19 protein-coding genes, 1 tRNA gene and 1 pseudogene are annotated in these 24,613 nt (G+C 66.3%); 10 read left to right on the top strand and 11 right to left on the bottom strand.

Annotation, left to right across the window (positions count from 1 at the left end):
* Nucleotides 1-60 precede the first annotated feature (60 nt).
* The 6 genes from ettA to BN2156_RS01325 all read right to left on the bottom strand — a co-directional run bounded on the left by ettA (nt 61) and on the right by BN2156_RS01325 (nt 10,014).
* Nucleotides 61-1,734, bottom strand: coding sequence for an energy-dependent translational throttle protein EttA (gene ettA, locus BN2156_RS01350; RefSeq protein ID WP_090509417.1), 1,674 nt, complete (start codon nt 1,732-1,734; stop codon nt 61-63).
* 110 nt (nt 1,735-1,844) lie between these two features.
* Entirely contained in the window at nt 1,845-2,294 is a 450-nt protein-coding gene (locus BN2156_RS01345; protein WP_090509414.1) for a single-stranded DNA-binding protein, read from the bottom strand.
* A gap of 161 nt (nt 2,295-2,455) precedes the next feature.
* Entirely contained in the window at nt 2,456-4,480 is a 2,025-nt protein-coding gene (locus BN2156_RS01340) for a bifunctional copper resistance protein CopD/cytochrome c oxidase assembly protein (protein WP_235625183.1), read from the bottom strand.
* 64 nt (nt 4,481-4,544) lie between these two features.
* Nucleotides 4,545-6,920 (bottom strand): glycerol-3-phosphate 1-O-acyltransferase, encoded by a 2,376-nt coding sequence (locus BN2156_RS01335; protein WP_090509409.1) that lies wholly within the window; start codon nt 6,918-6,920, stop codon nt 4,545-4,547.
* On the bottom strand, nt 6,917-8,509 hold the full coding sequence (locus tag BN2156_RS01330) for an HAD-IB family hydrolase/lysophospholipid acyltransferase family protein (protein WP_090509406.1): 1,593 nt from the start codon (nt 8,507-8,509) through the stop codon (nt 6,917-6,919). Before BN2156_RS01330 ends, BN2156_RS01335 begins: the two co-directional genes overlap by 4 nt.
* 35 nt (nt 8,510-8,544) lie before the next feature.
* Entirely contained in the window at nt 8,545-10,014 is a 1,470-nt protein-coding gene (locus tag BN2156_RS01325; RefSeq protein WP_090509403.1) for a wax ester/triacylglycerol synthase family O-acyltransferase, read from the bottom strand.
* 136 nt (nt 10,015-10,150) lie between these two features.
* On the opposite strand from BN2156_RS01325, the gene BN2156_RS01320 reads away from it, so the two are divergent.
* Nucleotides 10,151-10,224 (top strand) — tRNA-Arg (locus tag BN2156_RS01320).
* A gap of 141 nt (nt 10,225-10,365) precedes the next feature.
* Complete coding sequence (locus BN2156_RS01315) at nt 10,366-10,854, top strand: universal stress protein (protein WP_090509401.1); 489 nt, start codon at nt 10,366-10,368, stop codon at nt 10,852-10,854.
* A gap of 11 nt (nt 10,855-10,865) precedes the next feature.
* Here BN2156_RS01315 and BN2156_RS01310 read toward each other — a convergent pair whose 3' ends face one another.
* A complete protein-coding gene (locus tag BN2156_RS01310) occupies nt 10,866-11,699 on the bottom strand; it encodes an MBL fold metallo-hydrolase (protein ID WP_090509398.1) in 834 nt (277 codons plus the stop codon).
* Nucleotides 11,700-11,781: 82 nt separating this feature from the next.
* On the opposite strand from BN2156_RS01310, the gene BN2156_RS01305 reads away from it, so the two are divergent.
* The 8 genes from BN2156_RS01305 to BN2156_RS01270 all read left to right on the top strand — a co-directional run bounded on the left by BN2156_RS01305 (nt 11,782) and on the right by BN2156_RS01270 (nt 21,257).
* Nucleotides 11,782-12,564 (top strand): FadR/GntR family transcriptional regulator, encoded by a 783-nt coding sequence (locus BN2156_RS01305; RefSeq protein ID WP_090509395.1) that lies wholly within the window; start codon nt 11,782-11,784, stop codon nt 12,562-12,564.
* Nucleotides 12,565-12,622: 58 nt separating this feature from the next.
* Nucleotides 12,623-14,212: a class I adenylate-forming enzyme family protein gene (locus BN2156_RS01300; RefSeq protein ID WP_090509392.1), complete on the top strand. Its 1,590-nt coding sequence runs from the start codon at nt 12,623-12,625 to the stop codon at nt 14,210-14,212.
* Nucleotides 14,199-14,972 carry a class II aldolase/adducin family protein gene (locus BN2156_RS01295; RefSeq protein WP_090509390.1) on the top strand — a complete coding sequence of 258 codons (774 nt, stop codon included), beginning with the start codon at nt 14,199-14,201 and terminating at the stop codon, nt 14,970-14,972. Before BN2156_RS01300 ends, BN2156_RS01295 begins: the two co-directional genes overlap by 14 nt.
* A gap of 10 nt (nt 14,973-14,982) precedes the next feature.
* The gene (locus tag BN2156_RS01290; protein WP_090509387.1) at nt 14,983-16,251 is read left to right on the top strand and encodes an amidohydrolase family protein; all 1,269 of its coding nucleotides are present in this window, start codon (nt 14,983-14,985) and stop codon (nt 16,249-16,251) included.
* Nucleotides 16,252-16,254: 3 nt separating this feature from the next.
* A complete protein-coding gene (locus BN2156_RS01285) occupies nt 16,255-17,214 on the top strand; it encodes a D-2-hydroxyacid dehydrogenase family protein (RefSeq protein WP_210436560.1) in 960 nt (319 codons plus the stop codon).
* A 155-nt stretch (nt 17,215-17,369) separates the two neighbouring features.
* The gene (locus BN2156_RS01280) at nt 17,370-17,810 is read left to right on the top strand and encodes an MmpS family transport accessory protein (protein WP_090509384.1); all 441 of its coding nucleotides are present in this window, start codon (nt 17,370-17,372) and stop codon (nt 17,808-17,810) included.
* Complete coding sequence (locus tag BN2156_RS01275) at nt 17,810-20,668, top strand: MMPL/RND family transporter (RefSeq protein ID WP_090509381.1); 2,859 nt, start codon at nt 17,810-17,812, stop codon at nt 20,666-20,668. Before BN2156_RS01280 ends, BN2156_RS01275 begins: the two co-directional genes overlap by 1 nt.
* Nucleotides 20,669-20,690: 22 nt before the next feature.
* Nucleotides 20,691-21,257 carry a TetR/AcrR family transcriptional regulator gene (locus BN2156_RS01270; RefSeq protein ID WP_090509380.1) on the top strand — a complete coding sequence of 189 codons (567 nt, stop codon included), beginning with the start codon at nt 20,691-20,693 and terminating at the stop codon, nt 21,255-21,257.
* Nucleotides 21,258-21,283: 26 nt separating this feature from the next.
* On the opposite strand, the gene BN2156_RS01265 is transcribed toward BN2156_RS01270, so the two are convergent.
* The 4 genes and pseudogenes from BN2156_RS01265 to BN2156_RS01250 all read right to left on the bottom strand — a co-directional run bounded on the left by BN2156_RS01265 (nt 21,284) and on the right by BN2156_RS01250 (nt 24,544).
* Entirely contained in the window at nt 21,284-21,931 is a 648-nt protein-coding gene (locus tag BN2156_RS01265) for a dihydrofolate reductase family protein (RefSeq protein ID WP_090509377.1), read from the bottom strand.
* Between the two features lie 77 nt (nt 21,932-22,008).
* Nucleotides 22,009-23,574, bottom strand: a complete 1,566-nt coding sequence (mbtM, locus tag BN2156_RS01260; RefSeq protein ID WP_090509375.1) for a long-chain-fatty acid--ACP ligase MbtM — start codon at nt 23,572-23,574, stop codon at nt 22,009-22,011.
* Nucleotides 23,571-23,840 (bottom strand): annotated as a pseudogene (locus BN2156_RS01255) (acyl carrier protein); the annotation flags it as partial. The gene mbtM and the pseudogene BN2156_RS01255, both read right to left, overlap by 4 nt.
* A 107-nt stretch (nt 23,841-23,947) precedes the next feature.
* Nucleotides 23,948-24,544, bottom strand: coding sequence for a GNAT family N-acetyltransferase (locus BN2156_RS01250; RefSeq protein ID WP_090515324.1), 597 nt, complete (start codon nt 24,542-24,544; stop codon nt 23,948-23,950).
* Nucleotides 24,545-24,613: the final 69 nt, after the last annotated feature.

Raw genomic sequence — 24,613 nt, 5'->3', positions numbered from 1 at the left:
GCATAGCTGCGACATTAGTAGCGTCACCAAACCCGCCGCGACCATTTACCTCGTCACGGGTCAGTCGCGGGTGAGTCTCCGATGGGTCACCCGATGCGGACGCGCCGCTTCGGCACCGAGACGTTGGATCTTGTTCTCCTCGTAGGCACCGAAGTTGCCCTCGAACCAGAACCACTTGGCCTCATTGTCGTCGTCGCCCTCCCACGCCAGGATGTGCGTGCAGGTGCGGTCCAGGAACCACCGGTCGTGGCTGATCACCACGGCGCAACCGGGGAACTGCTCAAGCGCGTTCTCCAGCGACGACAGCGTCTCGACGTCGAGGTCGTTGGTCGGCTCGTCGAGCAGGATCAGGTTGCCGCCCTCTTTGAGGGTCAGCGCCAGGTTCAGCCGGTTGCGCTCACCACCGGACAGCACACCCGCGGGCTTTTGCTGGTCCGGTCCCTTGAAGCCGAACGCCGAGACGTAGGCCCGCGACGGGATCTCGTTCTGGCCGACCTCGATGTAGTCCAGCTTGTCGGAGACGACCTCCCAGACCGTCTTCTTGGGGTCGATGCCGGCGCGGCTCTGATCGACGTAGGACAACTTGACCGTCTCACCGACCTTGACCGTGCCGCTGTCCGGCTGTTCCAGCCCGACGATGGTCTTGAACAGCGTGGTCTTGCCGACGCCGTTGGGGCCGATGACGCCGACGATGCCGTTGCGCGGCAGCGTGAACGACAGGTCCTTGATCAGCTGGCGGCCCTCGAAGCCCTTGTCCAGGTGTTCCACCTCGACCACCACGTTGCCCAGCCGCGGCGGCGTCGGGATCTGGATCTCCTCGAAGTCGAGCTTCCGCGTCTTCTCGGCCTCGGCGACCATCTCCTCGTACCGGCCGAGACGGGCCTTGTTCTTGGCCTGACGGGCCTTGGCGCCCGAGCGGACCCAAGCCAGCTCGTCCTTGAGCCGCTTCTGCAGCTTCTGGTCCTTCTTGCCCTGGACCTCGAGGCGCTCGGCCTTCTTCTCCAGGTAGGTCGAGTAGTTGCCCTCGTACGGGTAGGCCCGTCCGCGGTCGAGTTCGAGGATCCACTCGGCGACGTTGTCGAGGAAGTAGCGGTCGTGGGTGACCGCCAGGATGGCGCCCTTGTAGTTGGCCAGGTGCTGCTCGAGCCACAGCACGCTTTCGGCGTCGAGGTGGTTGGTGGGCTCGTCGAGCAGCAGCAGGTCCGGCTTGCTCAGCAGGAGCTTGCACAGAGCGACGCGGCGGCGTTCACCACCGGAGAGGTGGGTGACGGGCTCGTCCGGCGGCGGGCAGCGCAGTGCGTCCATCGCCTGCTCAAGCTGGGAGTCGATGTCCCAGGCGTCGGCCGCGTCCAGCTCCTCCTGCAGATGACCCATCTCTTCCATGAGCTCATCGGAGTAGTCGGTGGCCATCAGCTCGGCCACCTCGTTGTACCGGTTGAGCTTGGCCTTGACGGCCACGCCGTCCTCGACGTTCTCGCGCACGGTCTTGGTCTCGTCGAGGTGCGGTTCCTGCATCAGGATGCCCACGCTGGCGCCGGGCGCCAGCAGCGCGTCGCCGTTGTTCGCCTGGTCGATGCCGGCCATGATCTTCAGCACACTGGACTTACCGGCGCCGTTGGGCCCGACCACGCCGATCTTCGCGCCGGGCAGGAAGTTCAGGCTGACGTCGTCAAGGATGACCTTGTCGCCGTGCGCCTTGCGAACCTTGCGCATCGTGTAGATGAATTCGGCCATGCCGTGATGTGCCTTTCTGAAACTCTTCGGGAATGTCGGATGGGCGCTTGCGCGAAGGGTCGCGTCAAGCCCAACTCACTCGCGCCCATCCTAGGCGTGACCGAAACCGGCTAGGCCGACAGTGGCAGGTCGCCCTCGTCGGGCTCGGTTTCGGGCTCGTCGCCGGCGACGGGGTCGGACTCGAGCACCGGGCCGGCCGACGGCTTCGGCAACGGCGCGACCTTGGCCGTGCAGCGGGACAGATCGGGCCCGACCGCGGTGGCCCGCACCTCCACCGAGGACCGGCGCACACCCTCTTTGTCCTCGTACTCATCGGTGTGGACATGCCCGACCACGATCACGGCGTCGCCCTTCATCAGAGAGGCGCTGGTGCCGGTGGCGAGATTTCCCCAGCAGTTGACCGTGACGTAGAGCGAGTTGCCGTGCTCCCAGTTGCCGTCGGGCGTGCGGCGCCGCGAGTTGCTGGCCACCCGGAACTTGTAAAGCTCCTGATCGCCGAATCGCCGCCGGACGGGGTCGGTGATGATGTTGCCCACGATCGTGAACGGGGTTTCGAACATTTCTGGTTCCTTTCGCTTCATCCATTGCGGTGGCCGGCGCCGAAGCGGCGCGGCCGCCTTACGCAGCCATTGACCGCCCGAACCCCGACGCGCGGCGGGCATGCGGACCCGACGAAACCGTCGGCTGGGGATGAAACGCGGGCTGGGGATAACTCCGGTGGCTAGCCGGAGGGACGGTCACGGCGCGCCATCTCGGCGAGCATCGCGTTGTAGGCCGCCAGATCCGCATCGTCGTCGCGGTCGGCAGCGCGGTCCAGCCGCTTGGCGGTGCGCTGGTCGCTGCGCCGCCACTGGATGAGTAGCGCCAGCATCACGATGACCAGCGGGACTTCTCCGGCCGCCCAGGCGATGCCGCCGCCGAGGTGCTGGTCCCCGAGCAGGTCGGTGTGCCACGGCAATTGCAGTGACCGGTAGAAGCTCTCGCCGAGCACCGTCTGCATGCCCATCATCACCACACCGAAGAATGCGTGCAGCGGCAGTGAGGCGAACACCATCCCGATCTTGACCAGGTGCGGAATGGGCCTCGGCGTCGGGTCGATACCGATGACCACCCAATAGAACAGGTATCCCGAGAGCAGGAAGTGCACGTTCATCAGGATGTGCGCGGCGTGGTTGCTCACCGCGGCATCGAAGATCCCGCCGAAATACAGGCCGTAGAACCCGGCCACGAACATCACGGTCGCGATGATGGGATTGGTCAGGAACTGGGACACCCGCGAGTGCAGGGCCGACAACAGCCACTCCCTGGGGCCCGGTGGCGAGCCGCGGCCCGCGGTGGGCAATGCCCGCAGCGCCAGGGTCACCGGCGCACCGAGCACCAGCAGCACCGGCACCAGCATGGACAGCAGCATGTGGGCGATCATGTGCATGCTGAACATCGCCGGCATGTAGCGACCGAGCCCCGACGAGGTGGTGAACAGCAGGACCGCGCATCCCAGCAGCCAGGCGAACGTGCGGCCGACGGGCCAGGCGTCGCCGCGGCGGCGCAGCCGGTACATGCCGGCCAGGTACAGCGCCGCTCCGACGATCGCCGCGGTGCCGAACAGCAGGTCGAATCGCCAATCGAACAACACCCGCGCGACCGTGGGGGGTCCGGCGAAGTCGTATCCGATCGCGACCTCGGTGGGGCTGGGGATCCTCGGCTCGGGCGGCGGCGGGGTGCGCCCCAGCCCGACGGCGATACCGAACGTCACGCCGAACAGCGCGGCCTCGGTCAGCGCCAACCTGATCAGCGGTCTGCGGGCACCGGGATCCGCGGCCAAGGCGGTCAGACTGACCCGGCGCTGCCGCCAGCCCAGCACGCCCAGCAGGCTCAGCGCGACAACCTTGGCCACGAGCAACCAGCCGTAGCTGGTGCGCACGACATCGGGCAGCTGGATCCGTACGAGTGCGTTGAGCACACCGCTGAGGGCCATCGCGACGAAACACCAGAGCGCCAGCGCCGAGAAGCGGCGTGCCGCCAGCGCGGTGTTCGGGCCGTCGGTGCCGGCCCGCATCGCGTGTGCCAGCAACGCCAGCAATCCGCCGGCCCACAGCGCGCCGGCCACCAGGTGGATGAACAGGCTGTTGGTGGCCAGATCGTGGGCGCCGCCGGACGAGGAGTGCCCGGTGAGAACCAGCGGCATCAAGGTCAGCAGTGACCCGGCCAGCAGGACCGGCGTCCAGCCCCAGCGCAGCACCGGCAGGCTGGCGATGGTCACGGCCGCGGCCAGGATCGCCGTCCAGCGCCAGGCCGCCGAGACGTCGACGAGACCAGCCGCCGACCACACCTCGACCGGCCCCAGGTGGTCGAGCAGCGGCTGGCCGGACACGTCGGAGATTGTCAGCGGAACCAGCAACGCCGCACACACCGTCCACACCCCCGAGGCCGCGGAGCCCAGCCGCAGCGCCCGGTAACCGGCGACATCGAGTACGCCGTTGGTCTGGGGTGCGGCCAGGAACGCCGCGAACAGGAACGAACCCACCGCGAGGACGGCGGCGATCTCGCCGGCGGCTCGCACGAACGGCAGGCCGTAGGTGGTGACCGGCCCGGGATCGGGCAGGCCGGTGGCGGTGAGGGCGTCGGCCAGGGACAGCGCCCCGATGCCCGCGGCCACCGCCCCGGCCAACAGGCCCACGCCGACCAGCACGGGCCACACCACGCTGTTGCGCACGCTGGAGGCGGCCATGTGGCCGGCAGAAGTCATGGTCCAAGGGTATGGCGTGGGCCCCACCACACCCCCGCCCCCAGCCGAAAGGTGAGTCCGGCGGCTAGTCCGACAGGTCCGACTCGGCGCGGCGCTGCTTGTCCCGGTAGTAGAACTGCTCACGCGCGATCTCGTCGACCTTGTCCATGTCGGCGACGATCCCGCGTAGTTCGTCACGGAAGGCGTTGCGACGCGCCTGCAGGTCGGGACCGTTGACCAGCAAGTTCTGATCGGCTGCCACCTGCCGCGCAGTGGCGAACAGCAGCGCCGAGACCGACTCGTTGCTGCCGACCCGGCCCTGGGCGACGTACTGGCGCCCGACGCCCAGCGCTCGCTTGGTCAGGTCTCGTTCACCGATCTCGGCCGGGGCGTCGCGCAGCACGTCGGCGACGATCCCGTAGGCCTCGAAGAACGGGCGCAGCATGGCCCCCACCAACAGCGGTCGTTTGCGCCGCAACATCTGAAGGATGTCGTCGCCCCCGGCGGTGACCTTCGCTTCCCATCCGCCCGCCGCCTGCCCTTCCGGCGTGCGGTCGTACCACGACATCTCTTCGGCGACGTTGTCGCGGAATGCCGCCGAATCGGCGAAATAGAAATCGAACTTGAGCAGGTCGCGCAACCGCATCACCTGGTCCCAGAACGCCTGCAGCGGATCGTCGGCGACGCGGGCGGCATACGCCAGGGCCAGTTCGACGATCGAGGTCTCCTGGAAAGCGTGGATCAGCGAGTTGCGGTAGAACGCCGCCTCCAGTTCGTCCTCCGGGGCGATCCGCCACACCGGCTCGCGGCCGCTGTCCACCAACGTCACCGGGTGCCCGCCGGACAGTGCGTCGACGGCCGAGCGCACGCCCTCGGCGGTCCGCAGGCGCAACGCGCTGTTGGTCATGGGCGTGTTCTTGCGTTCCAGGTAGTCGAGCGAGTCCTGCAGGGTGTGGTGCAGCTGATCGAGGGTGAGGGCCACGCCCCGGGCGCCGAGCAGCAGCGCCGAGACCAGATTGGTCGCGTTGACCGGGGTGACCCGCAGGATCCGCCAGGCCACCTCGAAGGCCATCTTCTGCATCGCCAGGCGTTTGGCCGCCTCGTCGTGGACCATCACGCCGCCCGGCTCGCCGAGATGCTCGCGCATCGAAACCGCCTCGGGGAAGCGAACATAGATCTTGCCGTAGTTGCGTTCGCCCTGCGCCTTGATGAAGTTGTACAGCCAGCTCAAACCCTCGGGCGTCTTCTCTCCCCCGCGGGCATACGCGGCGTACTCGGCCGTCTCGTGCAGCTGGTCGAAACTGATCGAGACCGGCTGCAGCAGGATGTCGTCACTGCGGCCGTCGAGGTAGGCATTGGCGACATAGGCGAGCAGTCCGAGCTTGGGCGGCAACATCTTTCCGGTGCGCGACCGGGTGCCCTCGATGGACCAGTTCAGGTTGAACCGCTTCTCCACGATGTAGCCCACGTACTGCCGAAGCACGTATTTGTACAGCGGGTCATCGAGTTTGCGACGCAGGAAGATGACGCCGGAATGCCGGAACAGCGGACCCATCAGGCCGAACGACAGGTTGATCCCGGCGAACGTGTACACCGGCGGAAGCCGGTTCTCCTGCATCGCCACCGGGACGATGACACCGTCGAGATAAGACCGATGGGAGAACAGCAACACCGCCGGATGTTGTTCCAGGGCATGGCGCATCGACTCGATCTCGGAGCGGTCGTAGTCGATCCGCGGATCGAACCCACGGCTGAAGATCGCCCGGCCCAGGGTCGGGATCAGGTCCACGGAGAACCGGCTCCATCCGGTGGACAGCTCGTCGAGCATCTCGCCGGCCTTCTCCACCGTCGCCCCGGGAATCTGCTCCAGGCCCTGCCGGAAGCGCGCCGAGTCGAGCATCTCCGGCTTGACCAGCCGCGGCGACTTGTATTCGGGGCCCAGCAGCCGAAGCTCGACCCGCTCGATCGCCAGCACCGCCCGGCGCAGCACGAATCGTGCGAATTCCCGGGGGTTTTCGGCGACCGTCGTCTCGCTCCACTGCTTGCGCAGCTCGGACACCTTGGCCGGTTCGCCGGCCACGATCCGTGCGCGTGCCGGGTCCTTGCGCAGGATGCGGCGCTGCAAGATCTCGGGCGGCCGGTAGGTGTCGCGGCCGGAGATCAGGCCGACCACTTTCAACCGGGTGGGCAATCCGGCGGGCACCCAGAACACCCGTACCGGCACCACCAGCCGGTCCTCGTCCGATTCCAGCTCCTCGACCAACCGGGCCACCACACCGGGCGTTGGTTCGTCGGTGGCCGGCAACTGCAGCACCTCGACCGTCGAGTCGGGGTGTTCGCGCCGCTGCGTTTTCAGCCAGTCGTTGAGCAGCTCGAGTTCGGCCGGTGACGACACCGAGGCGAGCACCAGCGCATCGTCGGTGGTGCTGAAGCTGGGGAAATCGTCGAGCCCCGCGGTCACGGCCGGCCCTTGGGAGTCGACCGTGACGTATCCGTACCCGCTTTGGGCGCGGCCTTTTTCGCGGGCGCCCGCTTGGCCGGCGCCTTCTTGGTGGCCCGGCGCGGTGCGGCTTTCTCGGCGGGCGTGGCACGGGTGTAGATGTCGAACGTCGGCAATTCGTCCTGCGGCCAGGATCTCAGCGTGTCGAGGTAGATCTGGCGGATCTCGGCGATGCGGTCGGCCAGGTTGTCGACGGTCCAGTCGTCCACCGGTATCGGCGGGTACACCGCGACGTCGACCTTGCCGGGGTTGAAGGTGCTGGAGTCCCGGTGGGCGATCACCTCGGCGTTGCGGATCACGATCGGCACGATCGGAACACCCGCGGCCATGGCGATGCGGAACGGCCCCTTCTTGAACGGGCCGACCTCGGTGGTGTCGAGCCGGGTGCCCTCCGGGGCGATCAGGATCGACAAGCCTTTGCGGGCAAGCTCTTCCACCTTGTGCAGGCCTTCGACGGCCTTCTCCGGGTCGTCACGGTCGATGAAGGCCGCGTCCATGACCTTGCCCAGTGGTCCCATCAGCGGGTTGCGTTCCAGTTCCTTCTTCCCGACACCGGTGAAGTCCACCCCGACCAGCCGGCCGGCGATCATCGGGTCGGCCTGGTTGCGGTGGTTGAAGATGAACACCGCCGGACGGTGGGCGGTCAGGTTTTCCTCACCGAGGACGTTGAGCTCGATGCCCGTGGTGAGCATGAGTAGCTTGCTCCAGTTCGAGGTGAAGAAGTTGATCCCCGTGCGCTTGTTGCGGGTGAGCAACCCGAGTCCGATCGCACCGGCGGCCACGGTCGGGATGGTGGCCAGGCTGGCCAGTGTGCGCAGTTGCGCGACCGGGCTGCTGCCGCTGCGACTGCTGAACTTCAGTACGGGCCAGCCGCGTTTGGCGGCCACCGCGGCCAACTTGCCTGCCGGGTTCGTCGGCCGGGGATTGCCGACCAGATACATCAGGGCGACGTCCTCGTCGCCATCGGCGTAGAAGTAGCTCTTGGTCAGGTCCACGCCGTTGGCTGCCGAGAAGTTCTGCACCGCACGGGCTTTGCCGGGACCCCAGATCACCGGGGTCTCGACCTCGCCGGTGATCAGACCGTCCTCGTCGGTCTCGAACTTGTTGCACAGCACGTTGTCGATCCCCAAGAAGCGGGCGACGGGCTCCACCTGAACGGTCAGCGCCGACGAGCTCAGCACCACGGTGTGGCCACGGGCCATGTGGGCGCGCACCATGGCGCGCATCTCCGGATACATGCGGCCCTGCACATGCTGGACGAACAACCGCTCGCCCAGCTCATCGAGGTCGCTGAGCGAGTTGCCGCGCAGCATGCGGGCGCCCTTGCCGATCAGGTCCTCGAACTCGGAACGCCCCAGCTGGTGGTTGAGGCCGGCCTGCACCATCCCGATGAACTCTCCGACGCCCATCTGGCGGCGTCGCAACCGGTCCCGGGTCATGATCACGCCGGTGAACCCGGCCACCAGCGTGCCGTCCAGGTCGAAGAACGCACCGATCTCCGGGCCCTCCGGGCTCCCCTCGATCTCGGCGAGCGTCCCGGGCAGCCGCATCTGCTTGGTTATGCGGGGAGCCGAATCATTCGATGTCACTGTGCAGCACTCCCGTTCGTTGCCGAGTTGTCGCTGCTGAAGGAGGCCGGTTCCGCGCGGCCGTCGCCGCCGAGTGCCAGCACCTCGTCGAAGCCGTCCAGCAGGCATTGGGCGAACAGCTTGTCGTCGGTGATGGCGGCCCGGTCGTAGCGGGTGGTGACGGTGATATAGCCGGATCTCGAGATCAGCACCACCATCATGGCCACCCCGGGTAGGGGGCCTATTCCATAGTGGCGCAATATCTTTGCCCCGGCGATGAACGTGTCGCCTGGATAGACCGGAACGTTGCTGGCCTGCACGTCGGAGTTCACCACCGACCCGGCCACCGACTCCAGCACGGCATCGGGCAGCAGGCTCAGCACCGGCGCGATCGAGCCGACCACGTCGATGGCGCGCTCCTCGCGCTTGCTCGTCATCTGTGCCCGGACGGCCTTGATCCGGGTCTCCGGGTCGACGATGCCAACGGGTGCGGCGAGATTGACCCCGGCAAAGCGGTTGCCGCCGGCCGGATCGTCTTCCGAGCGCAGGTTGACCGGCACCGCCATCGGCAGCGTGTCGATCGAGATGCCTTTCGCGTCGTGGTAGAGACGCAATGCGCCGCACAGCCCGGCCAGGTAGGCGTCGTTGATCGAACCGCCGCCGGCCTTGGCCGCCCGGTGCAGGTCCGAGAACGGGATGTCGATCGCTTCGGTGCGCGTCGACAGGCTCCGGCGACGCAGCAGCGGCGACGGGTGGGCCGCCGGACCCATCACGCGGGCACCGGACATCGCGTAGTCGACTGCGCCGCTGACCGCCGAGACCGGGTCCCGTACCACCTTGGTCACCGCGCGGGCAGCTTGTCCGAGCGCACCGAGCACACCGCCCGCGATCGATCCGGGGAGCCGGTTGATGCCCTCACGCATCAGGTCGTTGGGCGAGAGGTCCTGCGGGATGGGCAACGGCGCCGCGGCGGCGGGTTCGGGATCGCGTTCGAGGTCGTAGATGTTGGCGAACATCTCGACCATGCCCACCCCATCGGACACCGCGTGGCTCAGGTGCAGGATGGTCGCCGCCCGCCCGTCGGCCAGGCCTTCGACCAACGTGGCGCTCCACAGCGGACGGGTGATGTCCATCGGAGACTGCAGGGCCACCTCGGCCAGATCGAAGACGTCGCGCAAGGTTCCCGGGGCCGGAACCCGCAGCCGTCGCACGTGGTAGTCGAGATTGAAGTCAGGGTCGACGACCCAGCGCGGAGCGGCCGTCGGCAGTGTGGGGATGACGACCTTCTGGCGCAGTCGCAGAACCTTGCGCGACGCGTGGTCCAGACGGGCCCGGAATCGGTCCCAATCCGGTGTGGTGTCGAGAATCTCGACTCCCAGGATCCCGGACCGGGTGCGCGGGTTTGCCTCTCCCCGATGCAACAGCTGATCGACTGCGCTCAGCTCCTCAGGCAGTCCGGCCGCATCCACCTCCGGCACGTCGCTCATAGCGTGGTCCCTCTCCCCTCCCCCTGGCCGCCAGTGCAGCGTCCACGCTAGTCCGCCACTGCCCGCGCGGGTCCGCTTTGCCGGTGACACGGTTTGCGTGGTGTTGGGCACAGGCAAGATAGAATCTTCGAGCGCTGCCTCCGTAGCTCAGTTGGATAGAGCAAGGGCCTTCTAATCCCTAGGTCGCAGGTTCGATTCCTGCCGGGGGCGCTTTTGTGTTGTACGGCGTCGACCGACGGTTGACCCTGCTTCGGTTGTCATTGACACGGCACGGGGCAGAAATTCCACCGGCGGACGATTGGCGTGCGTTAATGTCCTGTTTGTCCTGGTAGCCGACAGTTCGGAGACAACATGAGCACCTATCGGACGATCGTTGTCGGTACTGACGGATCGGACTCTTCACTGCGCGCGGTGGATCGCGCAGCCATGATCGCCGCTCAGGAGGGCGCGAAGCTGATCGTCGCGAGCGCTCATCAACCGGTGGCCGAAAAGGGCGGCTGGTCGAGACCGCCGTCGCCCGACCACGTGGTCGACACCCGTGCCGAGGACAGCCTCAAGCGCGAGGGTTACCGGATGCACGGCGCCGCCCCGGTCTACGAGATCCTCCAGACGGCGCGCGACCGAGCCAAGGCCGCCGGCGCCTCGGATATCGTCGAGCGGGCGATCGAAGGTGCCCCGGTCGAGGCTCTGGTGAAACTCGCCAAAGAGGTCGATGCGGATCTGATCGTCGTCGGCGACATCGGATTGAACTCGGTGGCCGGGCGCCTGCTCGGCTCGGTGCCTGCCGACGTTGCCCGTCGTGTCAGGGTGGACATCCTGATCGTCCACACCGCCGACTGAGGCAGTCCCCTCTACATCGGCACCCACATCATCCTGTCGTCGTCGGATATCACGGTGCCCGCTGCCGGGGCCGCGAAGTGCGTCCCGAACAGCAGCGCATGCTCGTCAACAAGGCTCCGCAGCAGCCGGTTACGCGTCACCGCGGCCGCAGCCGGGTCGTCGTCCGGCAGGGCCTGTGCGTCGGGGTGAGTGATCTGGATCGGGTGGTGGATGACGTCCCCGCTGATCACCGCCACCTCACCGCCGGATTCGATCCGCACCGCGGCGTGCCCCGCGGTGTGCCCGGGCGTGGCAATCAACCGGATCTCGTCGGTGATCGCGTGGTCCATCTCGGTGAGTCGCAGAACATCTTGTGCGACAAGAGGTTCTACGGTTTCGGCGCCGGCGCGGTTCGGCGCCGAGGACTGCTGCCACGACGTGTACTCGTCGGAGGTGAGCAGGTATGCGGCGTTGGGATACGTGGGCAGCCAAGCACCGTCACGCAGCGTCGTATTGCGGCCGGCGTGGTCGAGGTGGAGATGGGTGCAGACGACGGTGGTCACATCGTCCGGGGTGAAGCCGGCCGCCGCCAAGGACTGTCCGTACTGGTCGGGGTCCATGGGGATCTGGTACGGCAGGTCGTGGCCCTCCCCGAAGCAGCAGTCCACGACGACGAGTTCGTCGCCGGATTCGATCAAGAACGACTGGATCGCCACCAGCAGGTTGCCGGTGTCGTCGACGTAGTGCGGGGACAGCCAGCTCGGCAGTTCGGGCGGCAGCCCGCGGAACAGGCGGTCGGGCCTGGTCGGCACCACGGTCTCCAGGACGGAATGGACGGTGAGTGTGCCGATCGTCCAGTTCTGCATGGCTCACCGTATGAGACAAATCATTTGGAAACAAGGCTCCGCACAGCACCCTCGCCGGCCGCACATCTGGCACACTCGATGCGTGGCGCAGCCGAACGTCCGATTTCAGCGACTTGCCGAACAGGTCGCCGACCAGTTGCGGCGCCGGATCCTGACCGGGGAACTTCCCGACGGCAGCATCCTGCCCAAGGAGGACGAGCTCCTCGTCGAATACCCGATCAGCAAGCCGTCCCTGCGTGAGGCGATGCGCATCCTGGAGGCCGAGGGGCTGTTGACGGTGCGGCGCGGCAAGCTGGGCGGCGCCGTGGTCCACCGACCGGACTCGGCAAACCTCGCGTACACCATGGGGCTGGTGCTGGGCGCCGGGCAGGTCGGTCTGGCCGACGTGGGCATGGCCCTGCTGCAGGTCGAGCCGGCGTGCGCCGCGCTGTGCGCCCAGCGCCCGGACCGCAAGCGTACGGTCGTGCCCATTCTTCGGGAATTACATGAAGAGTCGGTCAGATCGGTGTCGGATCTGTTGAAAGCCACCTCGGCGAGCCGCCGCTACCACGAAGCGCTGGTACACCACTGCGGCAACGAGACGATGATCATCCTGGCGGGCGCACTGGAAGCCCTGTGGTCCGCCCACGAGCAAAACTGGTCGGTGCAGGTGACGGATCATTCGACCGTGCCCGTCGAAGAGCGCCGGGCGGTACTGGAAGACCACCGGCAGGTGATCGACGCGATAGACATGGGCGATGCGCAGCGGGCCCGCGATCTGGCCGCGGCGCATCTGGTCAACGCCCAGCAGTACCCGGGCGTCGAGGGGGTCGTCGATCCGACGATGGTGCGCTCATGGGCTCAGACCACCCCGCGGCGGGCGTGATCGCGCGCGCAGACAATGTGACCGTTGACACACATCCTTATTTTCATATGATTTGGTCATGAAGGCTGGCGACGCCGCCCCCGCCGCGGACGCGGCCCGCTATCGATCGGCCGGATGGTGGTCGGACCGCACGCTCTCGCAGACCGTGCGTGAACACGCCCGCGCCCATCCCGACCAGCCGGCCTACGTCGACTACGCGGGCACCACGTTCACCTGGAACGAATTCGACTGTGCCGCATCGGTACTCGCGGCGCAGCTGGCGGGCCTGGGCGTCCGGCCGAAAGACCGCGTCGCGGTCTGGCACGGCGATACCGCCGCCATCCATGTGCTGTTCGTGGCGATCGAGCGCTGCGGCGCCGTCGTGGTGGGGATCGGCGCCCGCGCCGGAACCCGGGAGGCCACCCAGATCCTGCGGACCACCCAGCCGCGGCTGCTGATCAGTGACCCAGCCCGGCAGTCATCGGCACAGGCCACCGTGTCGTCGCTGACGCCTGAGATCACAGCACTGGTGTTGGACCGTTTGTCCCTCGACACCGACACCCCATCGCGACCACCGGCCGCGGGCGTCGGAGCCGATGACGTCTTTCTGATCAACTCGACCTCCGGAACCACGGGCCTGCCCAAATGTGTTGTGCATACCCAGAACCGGTGGCACTACTTCCATCAACAGGCAGTCGCCAACGGGGCCCTGAGTTCCGACGACATCTTCCTGCCGGTGATCCCGGCGCCGTTCGGCTTCGGCATCTGGACTGCCCACACCACCCCGATCTACCTCGGTGCCACCACCATCCTGCTGGAAAAGTTCGACGCCGCTGCCGCGTGCGAGGCCATCGCCCGCCACCGCGTAAGTGTGTTGTGCTGTGTCAGCACCCAATTGATGATGATCATGGCCGACCGGGCATCGCGTGAGCACGACCTGAGCTCGCTGCGCGTGGTGTTCACCGGCGGTGAGGCGCTGCCATATCGGCGGGCCGCCGACTTCGAAGAGCTCACCGGTGCCACCATCCTGCAGTTCTACGGCTCCAACGAAACCGGGCTGTTGAGCGGGACGACGCTGCAGGATTCCCGCGAGCGCAGGCTGCGCACCGCCGGACGGGTGGTTCCGGAGATGGCGGTCCGCCTGTTCGACGGCGATGACGACGTGACCTCCTCGGGCCGTGGGCAACCGGCCTGCCGCGGACCGGCCACCAGCCTCGGCTATCTGGGAGGTGTGGACCACGACAAGCTCTACACCCCCGACGGCTGGATGCGGATGGGCGACGTCTGCGAGGTCGACGCCGAGGGTTACCTGTCGGTCACCGGCCGCACCTCGGACTTCATCGTGCGCGGCGGTAAGAACATCAGCGCCGGCGAGGTCGAGGACGCGGTGACAACGCATCCCGGGGTGGCCGTAGCGGCCGCGGTGGCGATGCCGGACCCGGTCTTCGGCGAGAAGGTCTGTATCTATGTAGAGCCCGCGAACGGCCGACGCATCGATCTACCTGAGCTCGTCGAACACCTGCTGGCCCAGGGGATGTCGAAGGAGCTGCTTCCCGAGCGCCTCATCGTGCTCCATGAACTACCCCGGTCCTCTGGCGGGAAGATCGCCAAAGGTCAACTCCGCGAGGATATCCGGACGCGGTTGGGAGACGGCCATGAACGTCGGTGAGATGCGCCAGGGCGGGTTGAAGGTGTGGTCACCGTCGGTGCCCCCGCCGATCGGCGTCGACCTGACCGAGGAGCAGGCACTGGCGGTGGCATTCCGGCACCTGGCCGCCATCGGATTCGCCGAGAACATGGCAGGCCACATCACCTGGCAGCCCATGGGCCGCACCGAGATGCTGGTCAACCCGTGGGGTCTGTGGTGGCAGGAGCTCACCGCATCCGACATCTGCGTGGTCGACGAAGACGCCAAGGTGGTGCGCGGCCGCTGGGATGTCACCCCGGCCATCCACATCCACACCGAACTGCACCGCATGCGCGACGACGCCCGCGTCGTCATCCACAACCATCCCTACTACGTGAGCCTCGTCGCGGCGCTGGGCGAGTTGCCGGCCCTGGTGCACCAGACCGGGTCACTGTTCCTCGACGACATGTGTTTTGTGGAAACCTATGACGGCGAGGTGGATTCGGCACCGCGGGCCCGCCAGCTCGCCGAGCGGATCGGTACTGCCAACCTCACGATCCTGGCCAATCACGGCGTGATCGCCACCGGCGGCACCGTGGCCGAGGCCGTGTACCGGGCCGCGTCGATCGACCGGGTATGCAAACTGGCCTACGAGGTGATGCTCACCGGCCGGGAGCCCACCGCGATGAACCGCTCCGACATGCACGGCATGAAGGCCTCGCTCATCGAGCGGGCTGCCGACGTGTACTGGGCCGGAGCCGCCCGCCTGACCATCAAGGCCGATCCTGAAGTCCTGACCTAGGAGACTGTCCATGAAGTCCATCGACGAACTCGCCGGCAATCTCGACTTCACCACGGCACAGAAGGGTGCCGACCGCACGGTCACATTTCTGCCCGAACCGCAGCGGTCCGACCGTCTCTACACCGTGATCTCTGTCGACGATCACATCGTCGAGCCGCCGGACACGTTCACCGGCCGGGTGCCGCGCAAGTTCGCCGACCGTGCCCCGAGGGTCGTCGACACCGACAACGGTGGGCAGACCTGGATGTATGACGGGCAGTCGTTGCCCAACGTCGGCTTCAACGCCGTGGTGGGCCGGCCGGTGTCCGAATACGGTTTCGAACCGGCCCGGTTCGACGAGATGCGCCGCGGGGCCTGGGACATCCACGAACGCGTCAAGGACATGGACCTCAACGGCGTGTATGCGTCGCTGAACTTCCCCTCGTTCCTCCCCGGATTCGCAGGCCAGCGGCTGCAACAGGTGACCAAGGACCGCGAACTCGCGATGGCCGCGGTGCGGGCCTGGAACGACTGGCACCTCGAAGCGTGGGCCGGGGCCTACCCGGACCGCATCATCCCCTGCCAGCTGCCGTGGCTGCTCGACCCCGAGGTCGGTGCCCGGATGATCTACGAGAACGCCGAACGCGGTTTCCACGCCGTGACATTCAGTGAGAACCCCGCCATGCTCGGGCTGCCGACGATCCACTCGGGTTACTGGGAGCCGATGATGGCGGCGTGCGCCGAGACCGGCACGGTGGTCAACCTGCACATCGGGTCCTCCGGCTCGGCGCCGTCCACCACCGACGATGCCCCGCCGGACGTCCAGGGCGTGCTGTTTTTCGCCTACGCGATCACCGCTGCGGTCGACTGGCTGTATTCGGGCCTGCCCAGCCGGTACCCGGACCTGAAGATCTGCCTGTCCGAAGGCGGAATCGGTTGGGTGGCAGGACTCCTCGATCGGCTCGACCACATGCTCAGCTACCACGAGATGTACGGGACCTGGAAGGCGCTGGGCGAAACCCTGTCCCCCGCCGAGGTGTTCAGCCGGAACTTCTGGTTCTGCGCGGTCGAGGACCAGTCCTCGTTCGTGCAGCATGAGCGGATCGGCACCGACAACATCCTGCTCGAAGCCGACTATCCGCACTGTGACTCGACGTGGCCGCACACCCAGCGCACGATCCACGAACAGATCCAGGGCCTGCCCGCCGAGGTGATCCGGAAGATCACCTGGGAGAACGCGTCCCGGCTCTACCAGCATCCGGTTCCTCTTGCGGTGCAGAACGATCCGAACGCCTACTGATCGATGAACGCACCGCTGCGTATCGCCGTCCTCGACGACTACCAGGGCATCGCCGATACCGTCGACTGGTCACCGATTCCCCGCCCGGTCCAGATCACCGCACTGCGGGAGCACATCGCGGGCGGCCCGGACCTCATCGAAACGCTGGCCGGTCACGAGGTCGTCGTCGCGATGCGTGAGCGCACGCCCCTCGATGCGGCGCTGCTCGCCCAACTGCCCGCCCTGAAACTCCTCGTGACCACAGGTCCGTTCAACGCCGCCATCGACGTCGCCGCCGCGCACCGCCTCGGTATCACCGTGTCGGGTACCGGCGGTGCGATCACCCCGACCGTGGAACACACCTGGGCACTGATCCTGGGGCTGCAACGGCACGTGGTCACCGAGGATCAGCGCATCCGTAATGGTCTCTGGCAGAGCACCATCGGCGCCGATCTGCACGGCAGGACGCTGGGCCTGGTCGGGGTGGGCCGGATCGGCAGCCGCGTTGCCGCGATCGGCAAGGCATTCGGCATGAACGTCATCGCGTGGAGTCCCCATCTCACCGACGAGCGCGCCGCCAAGGCCGGCGTGGTTCGAGTGGGGCGGGACGCCCTGTTCTCCGAGGCCGACGTGGTGTCGCTGCACATGGTGCTGAGCGAATCGACCCGCGGCCTGATCGGCGCGGTTGAGCTGGCCGCGATGAAACCGTCGGCGATCCTGGTGAACACCTCACGCGGGGGCCTCATCGATGAGTCCGCACTGGTGGAAGCGCTGCGTGGCAAACAGATTCGCGGCGCGGCCCTCGATGTCTACCAACAGGAACCCCTGCCCCCGGGACACCCCTTGGCCGCAATGTCGAACACGTTGCTGACCCCGCACCTCGGCTACGTAACAGAGAACGTGATGACGATCTTCTACCGCGATATCGTCGAGGACATCGCCGCCTACTGCACGGGATCTCCGCTGCGTTTGCTCACGGTGTAGGTACACAAAAAATTCCCTTCAGCAGGTAACTGTGAGGAATATCTACATTCCTTAATGGAACGTTGAAGATCCACTAAGGGGCTGTTACGTTCAGCCGGTTGAGCGCGGTCGGCAGGGTTTTTCGGCGTGCGCCGAACCGGAGAGGTGGGTTTGCCGTGGCGGCGGTATTTCGGCTTGCGAGACGCTTCTGGATCCCATTGGCGCTGGTGGTGGCCCTTGCGATCAGCGGGTTCGCGATGAACCGGATGCACGGGATATTCGGTACACACATCAACACCGAGCCTGGCGCCTCAGCCGGTGACGACATCGTGGAGTTCAACCCGAAGCGCGTCATCTACGAGATCGAGGGACCCAGCGGAACCAGCGGACACGTCAGCTTCCTCGATGCCGACGCCCAACCCCACACCGAGAGCTTCAGCTCGCTGCCGTGGCGGCATGAGGTGGTCACCACCCTGCCGACGGTGTTCGCGAATGTGGTTGCACAAGGAGACAGCGACGTGATCACCTGCCGGATCATCGTCAACGGCGATGTCCGGGACGAACAGACCGTGAATCAGCACAGCGCCCAGGCCTTCTGCTTGGACAAGGCCGCCTGATGAGCAACCACAGCGCCACTGCTGAGCACAAAGGCGTCGCCCGCGTCATCCGCGTCGCCGCCGTCCCCATCATCCTGGCGTGGGTCGCGCTCGTCGTCGTCCTGAACGCGCTCATCCCACAGCTCGAGGTCGTCGGCCACGAGCACGCCGTGTCGCTGTCGCCCCAGGACGCACCGGCGCTGGTGGCGATGAAGAAGATCGGCGAGCGGTTCGATCAATTCGACTCGGACACAATCGCGATGGTCGTGTTGGAGGGTGATGAGCCGCTCGGCACCGAGGCCCATCACTACTACGACGAGCTGGTCCGTACGCTGCAGGCCGACAGCGAACACGTTCAGCACGTGCAGAACTACTGGGGTGACCTGATCACCGCGGCCGGCTCGCAGAGCACCGACGGCAAGGCCGCCTACGTCCAGGTGAACCTGGCCGGCAATCAGGGTGAGACGCTGGCCAATGAATCAGTCGCCGCGGTCCGCAAGATCATCGACGAGTCCCACCCGCCGGCCGGCGTGAAAGCCTATGTCACCGGCCAAGGTCCGCTCACCACGGACATGAACGAAGCCGGCGACAAGAGCATGATCAAGATCACCTTCGTGACGATCGCCGTGATCGCGGTGATGCTCATCGTCGTCTACCGGTCGATCGCCACGATGCTGCTGATGCTGATCGTGGTGCTGCTGGAGATGTCGGCGGCGCGCGGTGTCGTGGCAGCCATCGGCCACGCCGGCCTGCTGGGGTTGTCGACGTTCTCGGTGAGCCTGCTGACCTCGTTGGCCATCGCGGCCGGAACCGACTACGCCATCTTCCTCGTCGGCCGATACCAGGAAGCACGGCAGAAGGGTCAGGAACGAGAAGACGCCTACTACACCGCATTTCACGGTGTCGGGCACGTCATTCTCGGCTCGGGCCTGACGGTCGCCGGGGCCATGCTGTGCCTGCACTTCACCCGGTTGAACTACTTCAGCTCGATGGGTGTCCCCAGTGCCATCGGCATGTCCGTGGTGGTACTGGCCTCACTCACCCTCGCCCCGGCGATGTTGGTGGTCGGGAGCAGGTTCGGCCTGCTCGACGCCAAACGCGAGATCCGCTCGCGCGGTTGGCGCCGCTTGGGCACCTCGGTGGTGCGCTGGCCGGTCCCCATCCTGGCGGCGGCGATCGCGGTCGCCCTCGTCGGCCTGCTTGCCCTGCCCGGTTACAAGACCTCCTACAACGAGCGGCTCTACATCCCCAAGGACCTCCCGTCCAACGTGGGATATGCCGCCGCCGAGCGGCATTTCACCGCCGCGAGAATGAATCCCGATCTGCTACTGGTGGATGCGGGACGCGACCTGCGCAACCCCGCCGACATGATCGTCCTGGACAAGATCGCCCGGGAGCTGATCCGCGTGCCAGGCGTGGCGCGCGTCCAGAGCATCACCCGTCCTCTGGGCCGCCCGATTGCGCACAGCTCGGTGCCCTTCCAGGTCAGCATGCAGTCGGTGTCCATGACTGAGAACCTGCAGTTCCTGCGCGAACGCATGGGCGACATGCTCACTCTCACCGATGATCTCGGCCGGATGATCGGGATCATGGAGAACATGCTGGGCCTGATGAACCGGATGACCGACATCACCCACGAGCTCACCGCGAGCATGAACGACATGCAGGCGAGCACCAACGAAATGCGGGATCACATGGCTGATTTCGACGATTTCATGCGGCCGCTCCGGAATTATCTGTACTGGGAACCGCACTGCTACGACATCCCGATGTGCCATTCCATGCGCTCCATGTTCGACGGGCTGGACGGCATCGACACCATGACCGAGACTCTGTCGGAGTCGGTGAAGAACATGAACGAGATGGATCAGCTGATGCCACAGCTGGTGGCGCAACTGCCGCCGATGATCGCGATCTCGAAGTCCATGCAGGGCACGATGAAAACGATGTACAGCACGTTCAACGGCATGGTGGACCAGATCGCCAAGATGACCGATACGGCATCGGTGATGGGTCAGGCGTTCGACGATGCCCGCAACGACGACTCGTTCTATCTGCCGCCCGAGGCGTTCGACAACCCTGACTTCAAACGCGGGCTGGAGCTGATGGTCTCGCCGGACGGTCAAGCGGCGCAGTTCATCATCACCCACGACGTGGATCCGGCTACCGCCGAAGGTATTTCGCACGTCGATCCGCTGCTGAAGACGGCACGTGAGGCGATCAAGGCGACACCGCTCGCCGACGCCAAGATCTATCTGGGCGGTACCGCGGCCACCTACAAGGACATCCAGGTCGGCGCCCAGTGGGATCTGTTGATCTCGGCATGCGGCGCGATCACGTTGATCTTCATCGTGATGCTGCTGATCACCCGTGCCCTGATCGCGTCGTTCGTCATCGTCGGCACCGTGATACTGTCCCTGGCCGCATCGTTCGGCCTGTCGGTCCTGGTGTGGCAGTACCTGCTCGGAATCGATCTGCACTGGATGACGCTGGCGTTCTCGGTCATCATCCTGCTGGCGGTCGGATCGGACTACAACCTGCTGGTGGTCTCCCGGATGAAGGAGGAGGTCGGCGCGGGCATCAACACCGGCATCATCAGGGCCATGGGCGCCACCGGTGGCGTCGTCACCGCCGCCGGCCTGGTGTTCGCGTTCACGATGGCCTCGATGGCCACCAGCGATCTCATCGCGATCGGCCAGGGCGGTACGACCATCGGCCTGGGTCTGCTGTTCGACACCCTCGTCGTGCGTTCGCTGATGACTCCCACCATTGCCGCGATCCTGGGGCGGTGGTTCTGGTGGCCGCTGCCGATCCGGCAACGTCCGGCGCGTTTCCTGGCGGACCGGACGACGCCGATACCGGTGGCAAGGTCCTCGTGACGTACGCCGATACCATCGACGGATGAGCACAGGCGAGCTCTCGGGCACCCAGGCGCGCACCCGCGCCGCGATCATCGAGGCCGCCGCCGCAGTTCTGGCTGATGACCGGACCGCCACCCTGCCCGATATCGCAAAGGCGGCCGGTGTCGGCCGCACCACCGTGCACCGCTACTTTCCCGACCGGGAAAGCCTGATCAACGCCACCATCGTGGACTCGGTGCGGGTGGTGAGCGACGCTGTGGCCGCTGCCGCGCCCGAGGACGGCTGCGCGATCGAGGCGATGCGACGGGTGATCAACGCGATGATCTCGGTCGGTAACCGGCTCCTGTTCCTCTTCGACGACCCCAACGTTCTCCGTGGGCTGCCGCCCGAGGCGATACCGGACAACGCCTATCTCACGAGCCTGATCGAACGCGGCCAGGCCGACGGCGTATTCGATCCGGAATCAAGCACACAGTGGCTCGAACACGCGCTGTACGGGCTGGTGATGTGGGCCTGCCAGGACTCCAAGGACGGGCTGATGCCGCAGCACGCGGCCGCGCCCGCCGTCATCCGCACCTTCGAGCGCGGGGTTCGTTGCCGCGACTGATCCGCGCCCGCGGTGCTCGGGCCGGCTCAGCGGCGCCAGAACAGATGGTGGGTGACCGAGCCGCCGGGGCTGGGTACGACGTCGTGATGGAACCTGTCATCCAGCTCATCGGGTGACTCCCAGAGGCGGGTCCCGCTGCCCAGCTCGATCGGTGACACCGCCACGTGCAGGGTGTCCACCAGGTCGGCGTCGAGGAACTCCCGGATGGTGATCGCGCCCCCGCCCAGGCGCACATCCTTGCCCTGCGCGGCCGCCCGGGCCTGTTCGAGAACCGCGGCCGGATCGGCATCGACGAAGTGGAACGTGGTGTCGGACAAGGTCAACGACGGCCGCGGGTAATGGGTCATGACGAACACCGGGGTGTGGAAGGGCGGCTCGTCACCCCACCAGCCCTGCCATTCGTGGTTCTCCCAGGCACCGCGGTACGGACTGAACTTGTTCCGGCCCATGATCTCCGCGCCGATGTTGTGGTGAAAGTCGCGGGTCAGGTAGTCGTCGAGCCCGCGACTGCCACCGGGTTCGGTGCGGTTGGGCCAGCTCGCAGTGGCGCCCGCCCAGGCGAACATCTCCCCCGGCTCGGCGTGGCCGAACGGTCGCTCGAAGCTCTGGTTCTCACCCGCGCCGAATCCGTCGCTGGAGACGTTGAAGTTCTGGACTTTGAGCAGCTGGGGCACGCGTTCTCTCCCGTTCGATCAACAATGGACGTTGATTGGACTCGGGGCGAGCCAGAAACTCATCGCGCCCTACGCAATCAACGCGCGCCCTCCAGTTGACGCCGGACCTCAAGTCGCCTGAGCTTTCCCGACGATGTGCGTGGCAACGATCCCGGTGCCATCAGCACGACGTCCGCCGGCGTGACACCGCAGACCGACACGATTCGCCGGATCACCGCGCTGCGTGTGGTGTCCTGTTCGGTGCCGACGAACTCCGCGGCCACCAGAAGCCGCGACTGCGCGACTCCGGACTCGGTGCCCACGGCCACCACAGCACCTTCGCGTACGCCGTCCACCTCACCCGCGACCTGTTCGATCTCCGTCGGGAAGATGTTGCGTCCGGCGATGGTGATGATCTCCTTGGAGCGGCCACAGATCACCAGTGCACCGTCGACGAGATAGCCGATGTCACCGGTAGGGAACCACTGGCCGTTGCTGCCGGCTTCGACGGGAGCATCCCCGAGGTAGGACGACATCATCGAGGAGCCGCGGATCTCGACTTCGCCGGACACGCCGGTCTCGTCGTGTTGCGAGGCAACGATGCGGATCTCCATGCCCGGTACCGGGCGTCCCAGCAGTGCATAGCGCCGACCGGTATCGGCCGCATCCGGGATGTCGATGCGCAAGCCCTCCCCGGGCGCGGGAATGGTCACCGCACAGGTCGACTCGGCCATCCCGTAGCTGGGCGTCATCGCCGCCGCGTCGAAGCCGAACCGGCTCATGCCTATGGTGAACCGGTCGACACCGGCACAGTCGACGGGCTCGCCCCCGTTGATCGCGATACGCACCGCGCCGAGGTCGACGTCGGACACGCGGTTGGCGAAGCGGCCGAGCACCGAGTATCCGAAATTCGGCCCAGCGGTGAAAGTCGCCGACGATTCGGACAGCCATTCGGCCCACCGCAGCGGCGCCGCGGAGAAGGCACCTGTCGGCGCCAGCCACAGCGGCATCCCCGACATCGTCGACGCCAACACCATCGCCAGGCCCATGTCGTGATAGATCGGCAACCAGGAGCAGCAGACATCGTTGCGGCTCAGGGACAATCGCTGCGTGACTGCCAGCATGTTGTTGAGCACGGCTTCCGGCGCCAGCATCGCGGTGCGTGGGGAGCCGGTGGACCCGGCAGTGCCCTGCAGGATCGCGACGTCGGCATGGTCGGGATACTGCAGGTGTGTCGAGGTAGGTGTGCGTGCGGCATCGGCGATGTCGCACACCGTCAGTGGCGAGTCAACGGTCCGCAACAGTTCCAGCGTGCTGCCGTAACTGAAGACCGTCGTCACGCCGATTCCGGAGAACCTGGACAACGTGGCGTGCGCCCATTCCGACGGCTCGGCGCGCCGCTGTGGCCGCGGAAGGATCGACACGCCTTCACCCGCGAGCCACGCCCCCTGAATGGCAGCGACAATTTCCACGGTCGGCTCGCCGACCAGCCCTACCGCGCCCGGCCGGTCCCGGCCCAGCAAATATGCCGCAATACCTTCGGCGAGACCGTGCACCTCCGGCCACGGACGGCGCTGCCAGGCATCGGTATCGCGGTCCAGGACCACCAGGTCGTGCGGTGAGCCGACCATCGCCTCGCGCAGGGCGCCCGCGAGCGGGTTCACGACGCACTCCGGCCGTCGATCGCCGACTGTAGGTCTCCGACGGTGCGGCAATTGATGAGGTCTTCCTCGCTGAGTTGCACGCCGAACTTCTCTTCGATCGCCACCAGGCCCACGGCGAACGAGACCGAATCCATGCCGAGGTCATCGACCAGACAGGTACTGGCACTGAGTGATTGACAGGGCAGTTCGAGATCGTCACGCAGGATCGAGATCAGCGGTTCGGATACGGCGGACGATATGGATGAATCGGTCGCGGTCATATGTGCATACCTGGCCGGCCCACGCGGCCAGCCTCACCTTTCCTTTTGCAGTACGAAATCTGTTGAACTGATTGGGAACATCTGCCAGACAGCAGCTTTGGCCAAGCCGGGACTCAGGTCATCCATTGCCGGGCGGTGTTCCGGCCGAGTTCGTAGAGCGCCATCCTGCGGTTGGACATCTCGTGTTCGCCGAGGAACCGGCACCCGACGAATTCACACAACCCGCGCACCGTGGCATTGCGGTGGTCGGGGTCGAACATGATCCGCTGACAGTCCGGATCGGCGGTCAGGATGCTTGCGACGATCTTGGGCAGGAGTTTGGGGCCGAGGCCACGATCTACCAACTCCACGTCAGCTATGGCTCCGTGCAGACCCAGATCGTGCGGCTGGCTGTCGTATCGATCGGCGATGGAATCCTTGGCCGCCCGGTATATTTCGAGATACCCGCGGTCTACCCCGGCGATGCTCAACACGAGTGGCAGTGAGTAGTCGCCCTCGATCTGAGCTTTCAGATGCGCGCGCCAGCGTTCGACGGGCCAGTCATACTCCCAGGCCTTGGCCAGGTGTGGTCGATTCATCCACTCCGCGATCATCGCGGAATCTCCATCGGTGGCGACACGAATCGCGCTTGGCCGCAACAATTGTGGAACCGGCGGCCCGGGAGTGCGCCGCACCGCGTCGGAAACGTTCCTGAGTTCCCGTGGAAGCACCGGATAGTCCGGCGAGTCACCATCATGCCGCGTCAGCGATTCGGCCGTGGCAACCCCCGCCTGCGACGA

Origin of the sequence: Mycolicibacterium neworleansense (assembly GCF_001245615.1) — a bacterium.
Lineage (GTDB): Bacteria > Actinomycetota > Actinomycetes > Mycobacteriales > Mycobacteriaceae > Mycobacterium > Mycobacterium neworleansense.
The sequence above is the reverse complement of the archived record's forward strand: the minus strand, read 5'-3'. Positions and strand labels throughout refer to the sequence as shown.

Excerpts from the sequence above, each read along its gene's own strand:
- ettA (WP_090509417.1), bottom strand. The coding sequence starts at position 1,734 with ATGGCCGAATTCATCTACACGATGCGCAAGGTTCGCAAGGCGCACGGC.
- BN2156_RS01345 (WP_090509414.1), bottom strand. The coding sequence starts at position 2,294 with ATGTTCGAAACCCCGTTCACGATCGTGGGCAACATCATCACCGACCCC.
- BN2156_RS01340 (WP_235625183.1), bottom strand. The coding sequence starts at position 4,480 with ATGACTTCTGCCGGCCACATGGCCGCCTCCAGCGTGCGCAACAGCGTG.
- BN2156_RS01330 (WP_090509406.1), bottom strand. The coding sequence starts at position 8,509 with ATGCGGCTGCCCGGGACGCTCGCCGAGATCGAGGGGAGCCCGGAGGGC.
- BN2156_RS01325 (WP_090509403.1), bottom strand. The coding sequence starts at position 10,014 with ATGAGCGACGTGCCGGAGGTGGATGCGGCCGGACTGCCTGAGGAGCTG.
- BN2156_RS01315 (WP_090509401.1), top strand. The coding sequence starts at position 10,366 with ATGAGCACCTATCGGACGATCGTTGTCGGTACTGACGGATCGGACTCT.
- BN2156_RS01310 (WP_090509398.1), bottom strand. The coding sequence starts at position 11,699 with ATGCAGAACTGGACGATCGGCACACTCACCGTCCATTCCGTCCTGGAG.
- BN2156_RS01300 (WP_090509392.1), top strand. The coding sequence starts at position 12,623 with ATGAAGGCTGGCGACGCCGCCCCCGCCGCGGACGCGGCCCGCTATCGA.
- BN2156_RS01295 (WP_090509390.1), top strand. The coding sequence starts at position 14,199 with ATGAACGTCGGTGAGATGCGCCAGGGCGGGTTGAAGGTGTGGTCACCG.
- BN2156_RS01290 (WP_090509387.1), top strand. The coding sequence starts at position 14,983 with ATGAAGTCCATCGACGAACTCGCCGGCAATCTCGACTTCACCACGGCA.
- BN2156_RS01285 (WP_210436560.1), top strand. The coding sequence starts at position 16,255 with ATGAACGCACCGCTGCGTATCGCCGTCCTCGACGACTACCAGGGCATC.
- BN2156_RS01275 (WP_090509381.1), top strand. The coding sequence starts at position 17,810 with ATGAGCAACCACAGCGCCACTGCTGAGCACAAAGGCGTCGCCCGCGTC.
- BN2156_RS01270 (WP_090509380.1), top strand. The coding sequence starts at position 20,691 with ATGAGCACAGGCGAGCTCTCGGGCACCCAGGCGCGCACCCGCGCCGCG.